Here is a 12810-nt window from a genome sequence, read left to right as displayed (position 1 = left end):
AACAATTTCAACGAACGGTGAACGATCCGTATATGCAGCAACATTATCCTAGTTTTTTAAAGCATTTACGGTCATTTCATTATGTGACGCTGGATGCTAAAAATCCGAAGAATCATGGTGTTTTAGACCCGATTGTTTTTTTGAAAGATGTGGATGCGAAAGATACCGCACAAGCTATGATTAGCTCCATTTATGACCTGAAGGATAAAGAAGAAGTAGAAACAGCATTGAACCGTTCATTAGATCGAGTGATTGAACAGCGGGAATTAGGCGGACAAGTAGGATTTTTGACTGTTATTCGTGAATTGCAAGGGTCTGATGATGTCAAAATTAAGCGTGCTGGCGATTTGTTGTGGTCGAAGATAAATAATAGCGCGTTGCGTTTAGGCTTCTCTGATGGTAAAACAGACGGTTTAAATTTGAATCAGCGTGTGACTGTTTTAGAAGTTGCGGGTCTGGATTTACCAGATCAAGAAACGACAATGAGTGACTATACGGATGCCAATAAAAAATCTGTTTGTCTCATGCTTCCGTTGGGTAAATTTTGTGAGAAATTTGGAAATGCCAACAAACAAGAATATACAATGGAAATTTTTGATGAAGCGTGGATTTTTGAAAAAGCCAGAGGTGGCAAACAGATTTTAAAATCAATGCAGCGGGTCGGTCGATCGTTTTGTAATATTTTGGTGTATTCTACTCAATCAGTAAAAGATACTCGTGATGATAAAGGAACCAGTTCTTTCGGGACAATATTTGCTTTTGACTGGAAGGATGAACGATCAGAAATTTTATCTCATGTAGGAATTGAGAATACTGAAAAAAATCAGTTTATGTTGTCTAAAATGTGGAAGGGACAGTGCTTATTTAGAGATATTTATGGCCGTGTGGCTAAACTAAGTGTCCATAATTTGTTTGAAGAATGGGATTTGGCAATGAAAACAGTTGAGCGGACAGCTTCAAGTGCTGCTGAAGAAAAATATGCGTAAGGGGAGGGTCATTTGAAAAAGAAAGTTTTCGTGATAAGTATTTTTTTAGTGTTGCTGGTAGGCTTCTTTGGATTAGGGACACCTGCTTTTGCGGCCGGTAATGTGGCGGATATTTCTTCTGAATACAATTTGGACAGTTATCAATCGTACATGACAGAAGATGGCTGGAATTTTATGCGGAGTTTGGATGCGTCAACTTGGCTAAATAATGGTGCAAATATCTTTTTTGACTTTAATAAGGTTATTTTCACGACATTGCGTTTAGGTATGGATTTATTCGGAAAAAGTAGTGTGTTAAATTCTTATATTAGCACGTTTAACGGCTATTCTAAAGCATTGTATGATACTTTGTATGCGAATTTTGGTTTAACTTTAATCGTGATTATGGTGCTTTATTGCTTGTATTTATTTATTTTCAAAAGTTCCCAACGTGCATGGAAGCAAGCGGGGTCTTTTGCAGTGGTCATGATTTTGGCTTTTGGTTGGAATGCAAAAGGTTCAGAGTATGTTGCATGGTTTAATAATATTTCAACGGAAGTCCAAGCGAGTTTACTCAATGCAGGGTCGAATACTGGCGGTGGCAGCAAAGATGAAGCTGTAACGGCTATGAATAATACGTTGTTTGAGTTGTCGATCCAGGAACCGTATTTGCTGATGAATTATGGGACTGCGGATGTATCAAAAATTAATACTAGTGAGGAACCTGATAAAGCCTATGAATTACTGTTTTCTGGTGAAAGTAGTGAAGGAAGTTATGCCAATGTAAAAGAAAATTTGGATGATGCATCAGAAAATAATGAATATCTCCAAAGTTCTAAAGTTGGTTGGAAAGTCGTGGTTGCGGGTCTATCACCAGTAATGACACTGGCAATTGGGATTCCACTGTTAGTTGTCCAATTTATGAATTTCTTTGTTGAGGTGTTGGCCTTGCTAATAAGTGCGTTTATTGGACTAGCTTTGTTCATGAGTTTAATTCCACGTTTTAATCGTGCGATTTGGAAGGTACTTGGTTCCTTACTCGGAATATTTGGTATTCGTATATTGTTAGGGCTAAGTTTGCTGCTATTGACGAGTGTGATTAAACTAGTGCGGGCTGTCATTGTGACGGATGGTGTCGGTAGCTATATCTTACAAGTCATGACTATTTGTGTTGTAATTGTGATTTTGTGGAAGAAAAAAGATACCATTTTGTCTATGATTACAGGTGGTGTAATAGCGACTACCAGCGGTGCCGTAGGAAAACAAATTATTCAACCAGTTAAAGATAAAGTGAGTTCAGCTGCTAAACTAGGAATAGATGTTGCTGGTTTGGCTGCATTAGGTGTTCCGCTTGCTAGTAATGGGTTAGGTGGGATTGCTAGCCTTGCGAAAGATAAGGCGAAAGAAAGCTATGCTGTTAAGCACCCTAGTGACGCTGCTACTGATGATAGAGACGACGAGGACGAAAAAGAAGAAAACAACAATTCTCGAAATCGGGTTCCTGATATACCGACTTATGATAGTATTTCCGATAATCAAGGTCAGTTGCCTATCCTATCACCTGAAACAGATTCAGATAAGCAAGTTGATTTATTGGAGGATATCTCTGATACATTGGATAAACAGGAAAATCTAGCTGAAGATGCGGAGGATGCTATTCCTGTTGTTGAACCTATTGTTGAAGTGGATTCAGATGATTTGGTGACTGATAATTCTGAAATAGAGCCAGTTGTCGATCTTGATGTTGATTCTGATGAATCAGATTCGCTTTCACCTGATTTCCCTGAAATGGAACCAACTATTGAAGTCGATGGAGAAGATTTAGAGGTTGCAGCGAGTACATTGGAACCTGTACTTGATGCCGATAATTCATTAGGATCACAAGCACCGATGGTTACGGAAATGGATGCTGCGGATGTTTCTTTATTAGATGGGAATCAGAATGAATTTTCATTAGATAGTACAGAAAACAGTTTGGACAGAGTAGCTGATGAATTATCTGGAACTGGTTTAGATACAATGACTGGCCATGATGGTTCTAGAAATAATGATTTATTAGATAGCGTAGATGGTTCAATGCAAGGTAATTCCTATGTTGCTGGTCTGTCTGAGAATCAAGTTGATTATGGAGATAATTTCTCTACGAGTACAGAATTATCTTATGGTTTCAATGAAGATCATTCACATACACCACCTAAAATCGTTCCGTTTGACAGACCAAAGCGGCCAAGTATTGAAGATCAAGCAGACTTCAATGAAAAACTGAATGAAATGAGGAACTCCTAATGAAAAAAATGGCATTAGGATTTTTATTATTTATTGGCGTTGTGTTTATGGGATTTCTTATGATTTTTGGTGGTGGGTTAAGTGAGAAGGAAGTAGCTGATGTTGGTAGTGTAGGAAATGTTAACTTACCTGAAGAAGTCTTACGTTGGAAAGATAAAGTAACTACTGAATGTCAGAAAAACGAGATTCCTGATGCCGTCCCTTATATTCTAGCCTTGATTATGGTGGAATCTGGCGGGAATGCAGAAAAAACGCCTGATATTATGCAATGTAGCGAATCTAAAGGCTGGCCGCCAAATACTATTCAAGACCCGAACGAATCTATTGAAATTGGTGTTGCTTATTTTGCTAGTGGGCTGAAAAGTGGTGAAAATGTTGACCCTTTGAATGTTATTCAAGGTTATAACTATGGTTATGGTTATTTATCTTTTTGTGATGATGTGTATTCATTTGAAAATGCGATAGCTTTTTCTAAGCAACAGTCTGGTGGTCAGCGAGTAACTTATATAAATGCGATTTCTACAAGTTTAGGCTATTCATGGCGGTATAACTATGGAAATATGTTTTACGCTCAAATGGTGAAACAATATCTTGGTACCGAAAATAATCAAGTTGGTTCTGGTGAGTATGGTTTTATTTTACCTGTACAGAATCCTATTGTTTCAAGTGGGTTCGGCCCTCGTGTAAATCCTGTTACAGGTGTGTATTCTAATCATAATGGACTAGATTTTGCACAACCAACTGGTGACAAAATTTACGCTGTTGCGGATGGAGAAGTTGTAATTGCGCAAGCTGATGGTGTGCCTGTTAGTGGATATGGAAATTGTGTGATTATTCAACATGATGATGCGCTGTATACGTTGTATGCTCACCAAAGCAGCATGGCTGTTCGTGTTGGGGATAAGGTGAAGCAAGGGCAGGTAATTGGCTATGTAGGCTCTACGGGGCAATCAACAGGCCCTCATTTACATTTTGAGGTTCGGTTAAGTTTATACGGTAATTTTGTTGACCCTGCGACTGTGTTACCGATGCCGTAGAATAGAAAGGAGAAAATATGAAAAAAAGTTGGCTAGTAATGGCTGGTCTGTTTTTATTGTTCGGAGGAACGATTGTGTATCTTACCTTCCAAAATGATGATTTAAGGCAAGAGGTAGCGACTTTAGAAAGTCAGCAGTCTGCTGCTTCTATTATTACAGTTCCGAATAGTTCTTCTAAAGAAATCACTACAACAAGCAGTAGTGAACCTTCAGAAGTAGCTGAGGAAACAAATGATAGTGAGGAAGGCTCTGATGTAAACGAGGAGCGGTTGAATGTGGTGAATGAAGATCAAGTTAGGCTGCTAAATGAAGCGTTGGTAAACACGTTTTATGGCACTAATGAGAATCGTTTAGAGTTGCTGCAATCTTATATGGCACCTGAATTATTTGAGGACTACAATACTTTATCAGCAGATGAAGTCGATTCCACTGAATCAGAGGTTGGAGATAAAGTTGCGTATTATAGACAAGTTTCTGATATTGAATTTCAGGCAGTTAATTTTATTTTGATGTCGAATCATGGAGACGAAAATAGAATTATCATGTCTGTCACCTATACTTTAGAAGAATCTGATTGGAAAGCAAGTGCCCTTACCTTTGATTTAGTTGCAAAAGTGACAGAATAAGCATAAAAGACCTAGATTTTTGTCTAGGTCTTTTTTTTAGTTGTTAGATAGGTGATAAATGGCTGCTAAACTATTTTCTGGTATTGGGGGTGTAATGCTTGTTAGGGTTGAAAAAAATTGATTTAAACTTTGATTATCAGGAAGTCCATTTTTCTTGATGTCAGTCGTTAAGTTTAGTAATTGGGTTTTTGTTGTTGGATTGCTAGTTTCTTTAGCTAAAGAGTATAGCTTGTTTAATAGATGGTCGAAGTTCATTCTAATAGCCCCCTTTCCTATCAAGCAATTGACTAAAATCTCTTAATTGTTTTTGATGTTGTGTGAGGTATTCTAAGAATGGGAGATAATCTTCAATTTCTAATAGGTAACTTGAACCATACGCTAATTGAGTGCCTGTGATTTCTTGATTTAAAAAGTCAATGACGATGATGTATTCTTTGGTTGCCATTGGAGAACGTACTTCAAAGTCGTACCTATCTCTGTCCCAAGTCCCGTTTGTTGAGTTACAAAAAAGGTGTTGTGCAGTTAAGTTTTTTATGTTCATAGTTTTTTCTCCTTTTGCCTTTTTGGATTTCGCTGTATACGAAGTCGAAAGGCTGAATTTTTTGCGTTTTGTTGCGTAGCTTTTATCATTCAATTAAAAATAGACAAGGATGCTGGAAGCACAACGCTTGTCCTTGTCGATTTTGGTTTGATCTTACGAGAAACCTTTTAAACACGAAGTGAAACTTTGGAAGGCTTTCGCAGTTAGAGCAAACTTGAAATGATAAAAATGTAGCGCAAAACCAAAAAATGATTGGCAAAAGGTTTTTATGGGTTAAATGATCTGGAAGAATTAAAAAGACCTAGACAAAAATTGTCCAGGTCTTTTTCTATTCAGCAAATTTTCCTGAAGTATAGATAATTGAATAATCACCACTATCCATTTTTTTATCATAATCTGAATCAGCTGCATAATATGTGAGATCGTTATTGTCTATATCATAAAAATAGTGACCTAAGTAGCTGTTGGGATTTTCATTATCGGGTACATAAGCTTCGGCTAATATATAGTTTGTTTTAGAATCTTCATAAATTTTGAAACTAAAATTTTCATTTATGTCACCTTTGTATTCGTCTTTATATCTTTCTGTAATTGAATCAATAGCCTTCTGTGCGTTTTCAGATGGCTCATTTGATGAACAACCTACGAGTAAAAGTATTCCGACTAAAAATGGTATAATATATTTTTTCATGAGCTTCCCCCTTTTTTTCATTTAAAATTTTTTGATTGTCATTAAAGGCGTGAGTTAGAGGACTAATAAATTTTAGTCATAACCAGTAAACGAGAAAAGAAACCATATTTTTCATAGAAAGCCTGAGCAGATGTATTTTCTACTACAACTTTCAAATCAATACGCTTAGTATGAACTTTTTCAAATTCGGCCATTGCTGCGTCCATAAGTTTTTTTCCCACCCCTATGCCTCTAGCATCAGAACCAACATATAGACGGTCAATTGAACCAACCTGTTTATCAATTGAATATTGTATAAATCCAACTATATCTTTTTCTGAGAACGCTCCTATAACAAAGCTAGAATCTGAAGAAATACTCTCTTCAATAGTTTGTAATGTTTCTTCAGTAGATAGTATCGGGTAAAAGTTAGTCAAATTAGATATTTGATCATGATACACACCAAGACTATCAATAAGGTTGCTAATACTTTTTGCTTCTTCAAAACCTATTTTACTTAATTTAATTTCTCGCATATTCTCAACACTCCTTTAAACAAATTGAGCAACTTAATATTATTATGCTACTACATATTCGGATATATCCAATCCTTTTCGTTTTCATACTAAAGCCCTTTTCTTCTTTTTAATCTATGAAACCTTCCTTTTATAGATTATTTCATTTTCGTTTATGTTTATTAAAGTCTATCTTTTTTATTCCAGTAAGTATCATAATCATAGATAGACCATTCATTAGTTTCTTTGTTAAAAATTGCAAAGTCCAGTCATTTGAATACCTTGTTTTCTTCTATCCCGATTAATACTAAATTTCTTGTTATTGGTTCACTACATAATATTAGAAATTGGCCACTACCGTCTCCAACCTTCTTTCCATTCATAAAAAGTGGAAAATCTTCTATGGAAATATTATTTAAATCAGATAGTTTGTCCTGAATATATTTCTCAACATAATTTAATTTCATTATATTAACCTCCTTTCTTTTTTGGTACTCAAAATTCTAATCGACGTCCAGGGAATTTGCATTTAAGTGAGTCCCAAATTATAGTCTTTAAAATTCGGGACTCATTTTCTTTTACTTCAGCTGGTTTCCTGGGCGAAAAACGAGTCCCGTTTTTTTATTTTTATTTCAATGTGATCAAAATATTTTTTAATTGTCGTTCGATATTATCTAGAGTATACAAGAGTTCTTGCTTTGCTTGTACCTTTTTTTCTAAATTATTAAGCGTTCTCTTCTTTTCTTCGATTTGTTGCATTAAATTTGGTTTTTCAATGAAAGATTGCTTTACTAAATTTTCCAATTTTTCATTCAGACCATTTCCTTCGTATGTTTCTAAATATTTTTTTGTAGTATCTGAATATCGAAAAGTTCGTTGATTATTTTTCTTTTCTTTCATAATTTATTAATCTCCTTTAAAATAAGGTAGTACATAACCATATTATTCATAAATCCTATTTGTGTGGGATTCGTTAATTCTATTTTAACATATATAATTAAGGTAGTACACAATATTTTAAAATAATTATTGAGGTAGTACGAAATAAAAAAATGTTTGCTTTATGTGAGGAATAGGATATAATTGAATTAAGGTAGTACAAAAAAAGAGGTGGATATGAATGACAGCAAAAAAATATGTAATTGGAAATTTTAAAGGTGGTGTAGGTAAAAGCACCGCTGCACAAATGTTAGGTTTTGAATCTGCGGTACATTTAGGATTGAAAACCCTGATTGTCGATTTGGATATGCAAGGAAACACGTCAGATGTTATGAGTTTAACTCATATGAATTTTACTGAAGATGAAGGTGGTGGTGCTGGGGAACCAATTGAATATGACCAAACTATTGCAGAAGTTCTCATGGATGATGTTCCAGTAACAGATGCCATTTATAAAGTAGTTAATAATCTGTATATACTACCAGCTGATATTTCTTTTGAAGCATACGATGATTTTGTAAGAGCAGAATTTCCTGAGAGTATAGATCAGTTTAAATATATTGATGAAAAACTTGCTCCTTTGTATGAGTTGTTTGATGTGATTTATTTAGATGTGCCCCCTTCTATTTCCGTTTTTAGTAAGTCAGCTATGTACATGGCTGATTGGGCGATTATTATTTTGCAGACACAAGTAAAATCTATGAAAAATGCAATGCAGTATATAGAATATATGGATTTTTTTACAAAAACATTTGATACTGATCTAAAAGTTGATGGTGTTATTCCTTTTATGCTGGAATCAGGTGATGCTGTGGATAAAGAAATGTATGAACAGGCGAAAAAAATCTATAGTGAACATTTGCTTGATAATGTTGTATTGAAAAACGCTCGTTTAAAAAGGTATGATGGATCAGGAATTACTATGGAGAAAACTGTTAAAGGGAATTTGAAGCAATGGGATAGGAAAACACATGAATTATTTATTTCAATTTTAAATGAATTAAATGAGCATGAAACTTGGTATTAAGGGGGTTGCTGAATGGCGGATTTAAAAGATTTGAGTATATTCAATTCCAATAAAGGTATTGATAAGATTAATAAAAGACAAAAGAAGCGGGCAGCAGTTGTTGAAATACCTAAAGAAAAGTCTTTGTCTGATGTTGGTGAAACTAAAATAGTTGATAATACTAATTTGGCTATTGGTAAGCCCGATTCAAAAAAATCGTCCATAGATAAGAAGAAATCTCCAAAAAAACGAAAATCTGGAGTTGGGGCACCTCTTCAAAATTTTGATCGGGTTTACGCAACAACTGGTGGGAAGCCTATTAAGGTTTCTGCTTTATTACATGCTATGTCAACAGTATTGGGTGAAAAGTTCATGACTGAAAGTAGTAGAGATGAAATTCTGCGAAAGGCTCTGGATGATTATATTCGCGTGTCTATGACTAAAGAAGATAAGCAGGCGTTATTCATTGATGTTCAGAGGGATTTGGCTTTGTTCCGTCAAAGCCATCCTACTATACCAGAATTTGATGATAATGGAAATGAAATACGGTCTGTTGAACAAATTGAAGCAGAAACACTTTCTACGATAAAAAATTCTTGGGGACTATAACAAAATGATACTCAGTTTCGAGTTTGGGAGATCTGCCAGCTGGTGAAACATGAGTATCATTTTTAATTAATTCCTAGTAATTAAGGTAGTATTTAATTAGCTGAAAATGCTAATTAAAGTAGTACATAATTGGCAATTGAGGTAGTACGCAATTAGCAATTAAGGTAGTACATAACTAGCAATTAAGGTAGTACATAATAGGTTATTAAGGTAGTACGTAATTGACTGAAAACTGACATTTCCGAATCATTAATGCTGATAGCTTGGTGTTTTTGGTTTCATTCCTTGTTAATTAAGGTAGTACATAATTAGCAATTAAGGTAGTACATAATTAGCAATTAAGGTAGTACATAATAGGCTGTTAAGGTAGTACATAATTGATTAAAATCGGCAATTAAGGTAGTACATAATCGTCTAATTAAGGTAGTACATAATAAAAATGGATATTGCTTATATTTTATTACTGTGCTATTTTGAATTTAACTAATCAAATTATTGTATTTAGACTTATAGTATTCACCAAAAGATTTAAGCAGTTAACTGGTTTAATTAATGTCAAACATATCAGAGGGAACTTTATGAGTAAATTTGAATTTTATAAATCAACTGAAGTTTATCGGGAGAAATATTTTCAGTTACCACAAATATTTTTTACGAGTGAAAAGTATCGTTCAATGTCCAATGATGCTAAAATTGCTTATACGCTTTTGAAGGATCGTTTTGATTATTCAATTCAAAATAATTGGGTAGATGGTGACGACAATATTTATTTCATTTTTACGGTTGTTGAGCTAATGGACTTGCTGAATTGTCGTGAAGGTAAAGTTAGCAAAATCAAGAAAGAGTTGGAAGCGTGCGGCTTACTATTCCAAAAGCGACAACCGCCTAAAATTGTGAATGGCCAAAAAGAAGGACAACCCAATTATTTATATTTAGGTAAGCCAGTAGTAGCTGCAACAGATGTCTTTCAAACGGATTCTTTGTCTTCTGTTTCTCAAATTGCGAAAATCGCAATTCAAGAAAATCCTTGTCCTGATAACTTTTCTTCTCAAATTGCGAAAATCGCAATTCAAGAGAATCCCAGTGCTGACGTGGGTTCGTCCCAAATTGCGAAAATCGCAAACAATCTATTTAAGACTTCTTTAGATACTTTAAATACAGATACAGTAAATACAGATACTAAAAAAGATGCTGACCTTGATGCGGAATTGCTAGCAACATTTCATTTGACTAATGATCAAACATTTTTAGCTGAGAATACCCTTAAATTTATAGGCCTATTTTCAAAAACGTTAGATCAAGCTTATTCAACAGTCGGGATTGTGTTGAGAGCTAAGAAAGCTGCTGAACAACAAGAAAAAAGAGTGTTGGTTGCGGAGAACTGGCAAGAGGAATTAGATTTGCAAGTACGTAAAGTAATTCAAAAATTACGGACAGATCATACGATTCAAAATGCAGATAATTATTTGTTTAAAACGTTGACGCTGTTTTTTGTAGGGTGTATTCGTCAAGAAGTAGTGTTACACCAAAACACGCAACAGGCAGGTAGTTTTAGTTAGACTGTTTTTGAAAAAAGTATTTTTGATGTTAGTGCTGTTTTGACAGAAAGATATCGAAGATAAGCTCTAAAAATTGAGATTCCGATAAGTATTGAATGTGCTGACCGCTAGCAGTCAGAATATCTGCTTTTTGTATCTTTTTCGATGGTGTATCTGTTTCTAACAAGTTAACAGAGCGAACTCCAATTACTAACATTGTGGTTTGTGTAGTGACGGTATTTTGTGGCTTTCCATTGAGTGAATAGACAAGTGCATGCGCTTGTTGTCGGGTGAAGTTTGTTAAGGTACCAGTAAAAACGATGTAATGATTTATTAAATCCATAAACAAACTCCTATCGTGACGTGAGAAATGGTATACGAAGTATCACTTGCATGTGACCATCAAGTCATTTTTTTGTGGTTATAAGTTAGCTTAAGTTTAGCATAGGTGTATGAGTTTTCAACTAATCGTATGATTCAATATGTTTTTTTGGATGGAACAAGTGGTATACTTTTTGTAAGAAGCAGATAGGTTGAGTATCTTCTTTTCTGACTGATTACCACCTCCAAAATAATTCCCTATCTGCTTCCGTTTAAATAACACTAGTTGAATATGAGTGTATAAAAATTTCACAATCTTTTGAATTGAGGAATGGGATAAAACTTAGATTCTGTAAAGACATAGTTTGTGAAATAGTTAGATTCACAAACTTATCGGCTGAAATGGTTGGCAGTGGGGCTACTTGGGATAATGGGCATTATGTCGACTAAGGAGTTAAATAACAGAAACTATATCTGATTTCCATGTTAACTAGATTATTTCATTTCATCTAATAATTTATTTATGGTACTTCCTTTAACAGAATAAGTTTTATTATTCTTTAGAACATCATCATTATAGAAAGTATACGACCTAACTTTTTGGCCAGTTTTATAAAAATCTACACTAATAGTTTCTCCCCCAACCAAGGTACTATTATCTACTTCTCCTAAACTTAACGAATCAAATATTTCTACAAATTTATTTACATCTTTTTTTGATGTATAAGTCTTACTTGTTTCTTCAGCATATTCAGGTGGCAGAGAATAATTAGCCGATGTAATAACTACTTGATCGACCGAATTTGGAATTTTAAAATAATCTTGTTTATCCAGTGTATTTTTGAAAGAAAAAACTGCTATATAAATAGCAAAGATGGCTATTGGAAGAATTATTATAGTGATGTATTTTTTTTTCATAATATCTCCTTAGTATTTTGATAATTGTGGATTTAAAAAACTTAGTGGCAGAATTCTACCACTAAGACCTTTAAAATCTTACTATGTCTGATTTCACTTGGGAAAATGTCCTACATTTATTAGGAAGAGTACACCCTGATAATAGAGGGGTTATTTTAATTGTTTGAAAAGTTAATTTTAGCACAACTGGCATTAACTTGATTTTTTATTAATGTAAATTATGTCTACTAACTGTTAAATAACGACTTAATTGGTTGTATCACTTGTTCTGGTTCAAATTATATCCCAAAAATTCAATTAGATTTCATTTTCTAGAAATACTGCAGTTCCAATGACAGCTGGGATAGCTCTATCTGTCATGGAAAATGAAATTCCTAACACTGCATTAGCACCTAATTTTTCAGCATTTTTAGTGATATCACTCAGTGCTTGCTCTAAATAATCAGCAATAGCCGTTATACCTCGTATAGCCCTGAGTTTATCATCATATCCATATACAATCCCTAAATCTTTCACAATTTTTTTACCTGGGTAAGTAGTGAGTGTTGATGTAATCATATAAGCCTCCTTAAAATTTGGTAGCTTAATTATATCAAATAAAGAATTCCGCTTTGTATAAGGAGAATTATGTTAAGTAAATTGCAATCTTTCTAACAGGGACAAATTGAGTAATCTATTTGTACATCAGTTTATTGTCGCCTTTTGTAAAGTACATTGTTTAATAATATGATAAACTAAATAAAAGGGAGCGATTGCATGAAAAAAATTTGTTTTGTCTTATCTGGAAACAGCGCGACAGGTTTTTCGTATTTAGGTGCCTTTAATACAAAAAAAGGTAC

Annotated in this window: 16 protein-coding genes; 7 read left to right on the top strand and 9 right to left on the bottom strand. The window is 34.2% G+C overall.

All coding sequences use genetic code 11. From position 1 onward, the window contains the following. The 4 genes from AC1Z3S_RS19455 to AC1Z3S_RS19440 form a co-directional block, all read left to right on the top strand. The coding region (locus AC1Z3S_RS19455) for an ATP-binding protein (RefSeq protein ID WP_461741756.1) at positions 1 to 986 on the top strand (986 nt) is incomplete at its 5' end. Between the two features lie 12 nt (positions 987 to 998). Continuing rightward, a complete protein-coding gene (locus tag AC1Z3S_RS19450; RefSeq protein WP_461741755.1) occupies positions 999 to 3251 on the top strand; it encodes a CD3337/EF1877 family mobilome membrane protein in 2253 nt (750 codons plus the stop codon). Next, positions 3251 to 4288: a lysozyme family protein gene (locus AC1Z3S_RS19445; protein ID WP_461741754.1), complete on the top strand. Its 1038-nt coding sequence runs from the start codon at positions 3251 to 3253 to the stop codon at positions 4286 to 4288. Before AC1Z3S_RS19450 ends, AC1Z3S_RS19445 begins: the two co-directional genes overlap by 1 nt. Positions 4289 to 4305: 17 nt before the next feature. Beyond that, complete coding sequence (locus AC1Z3S_RS19440) at positions 4306 to 4914, top strand: hypothetical protein (protein ID WP_461741753.1); 609 nt, start codon at positions 4306 to 4308, stop codon at positions 4912 to 4914. 36 nt (positions 4915 to 4950) lie between these two features. Here AC1Z3S_RS19440 and AC1Z3S_RS19435 read toward each other — a convergent pair whose 3' ends face one another. From AC1Z3S_RS19435 to AC1Z3S_RS19410, 6 genes are all read right to left on the bottom strand, one after another. Beyond that, the gene (locus tag AC1Z3S_RS19435; RefSeq protein WP_461741752.1) at positions 4951 to 5169 is read right to left on the bottom strand and encodes a hypothetical protein; all 219 of its coding nucleotides are present in this window, start codon (positions 5167 to 5169) and stop codon (positions 4951 to 4953) included. Between the two features lies 1 nt (position 5170). Then, the gene (locus tag AC1Z3S_RS19430) at positions 5171 to 5455 is read right to left on the bottom strand and encodes a hypothetical protein (protein WP_461741751.1); all 285 of its coding nucleotides are present in this window, start codon (positions 5453 to 5455) and stop codon (positions 5171 to 5173) included. A gap of 328 nt (positions 5456 to 5783) precedes the next feature. Next, on the bottom strand, positions 5784 to 6146 hold the full coding sequence (locus AC1Z3S_RS19425) for a putative periplasmic lipoprotein (protein WP_461741750.1): 363 nt from the start codon (positions 6144 to 6146) through the stop codon (positions 5784 to 5786). 62 nt (positions 6147 to 6208) lie between these two features. Further along, complete coding sequence (locus AC1Z3S_RS19420) at positions 6209 to 6661, bottom strand: GNAT family N-acetyltransferase (protein ID WP_461741749.1); 453 nt, start codon at positions 6659 to 6661, stop codon at positions 6209 to 6211. 248 nt (positions 6662 to 6909) lie between these two features. Then, a complete protein-coding gene (locus AC1Z3S_RS19415) occupies positions 6910 to 7107 on the bottom strand; it encodes a hypothetical protein (RefSeq protein WP_461741748.1) in 198 nt (65 codons plus the stop codon). A gap of 160 nt (positions 7108 to 7267) precedes the next feature. Further along, positions 7268 to 7540 (bottom strand): hypothetical protein, encoded by a 273-nt coding sequence (locus AC1Z3S_RS19410; protein WP_461741747.1) that lies wholly within the window; start codon positions 7538 to 7540, stop codon positions 7268 to 7270. Between the two features lie 220 nt (positions 7541 to 7760). Here AC1Z3S_RS19410 and AC1Z3S_RS19405 point away from each other — a divergent pair, with 220 nt between their 5' ends. The 3 genes from AC1Z3S_RS19405 (at position 7761) to AC1Z3S_RS19395 (ending at position 10753) form a co-directional block, all read left to right on the top strand. Next, positions 7761 to 8606: a ParA family protein gene (locus tag AC1Z3S_RS19405; RefSeq protein WP_461741746.1), complete on the top strand. Its 846-nt coding sequence runs from the start codon at positions 7761 to 7763 to the stop codon at positions 8604 to 8606. A 12-nt stretch (positions 8607 to 8618) separates the two neighbouring features. Further along, the gene (locus tag AC1Z3S_RS19400; protein WP_461741745.1) at positions 8619 to 9194 is read left to right on the top strand and encodes a hypothetical protein; all 576 of its coding nucleotides are present in this window, start codon (positions 8619 to 8621) and stop codon (positions 9192 to 9194) included. 578 nt (positions 9195 to 9772) lie between these two features. Continuing rightward, positions 9773 to 10753 carry a replication initiator protein A gene (locus AC1Z3S_RS19395; RefSeq protein ID WP_461741744.1) on the top strand — a complete coding sequence of 327 codons (981 nt, stop codon included), beginning with the start codon at positions 9773 to 9775 and terminating at the stop codon, positions 10751 to 10753. Positions 10754 to 10781: 28 nt separating this feature from the next. On the opposite strand, the gene AC1Z3S_RS19390 is transcribed toward AC1Z3S_RS19395, so the two are convergent. The 3 genes from AC1Z3S_RS19390 to AC1Z3S_RS19380 all read right to left on the bottom strand — a co-directional run bounded on the left by AC1Z3S_RS19390 (position 10782) and on the right by AC1Z3S_RS19380 (position 12529). Beyond that, positions 10782 to 11075, bottom strand: a complete 294-nt coding sequence (locus tag AC1Z3S_RS19390) for a BRCT domain-containing protein (protein ID WP_265460284.1) — start codon at positions 11073 to 11075, stop codon at positions 10782 to 10784. 473 nt (positions 11076 to 11548) lie between these two features. Beyond that, positions 11549 to 11971, bottom strand: coding sequence for a hypothetical protein (locus tag AC1Z3S_RS19385; protein WP_461741743.1), 423 nt, complete (start codon positions 11969 to 11971; stop codon positions 11549 to 11551). 297 nt (positions 11972 to 12268) lie between these two features. Continuing rightward, positions 12269 to 12529: a heavy metal-binding domain-containing protein gene (locus tag AC1Z3S_RS19380; protein ID WP_265460285.1), complete on the bottom strand. Its 261-nt coding sequence runs from the start codon at positions 12527 to 12529 to the stop codon at positions 12269 to 12271. Positions 12530 to 12810: the final 281 nt, after the last annotated feature.

The sequence above is a fragment of the Enterococcus sp. LJL90 genome (assembly GCF_056924355.1).
This window is presented reverse-complemented; position numbering and strand designations above follow the sequence as displayed.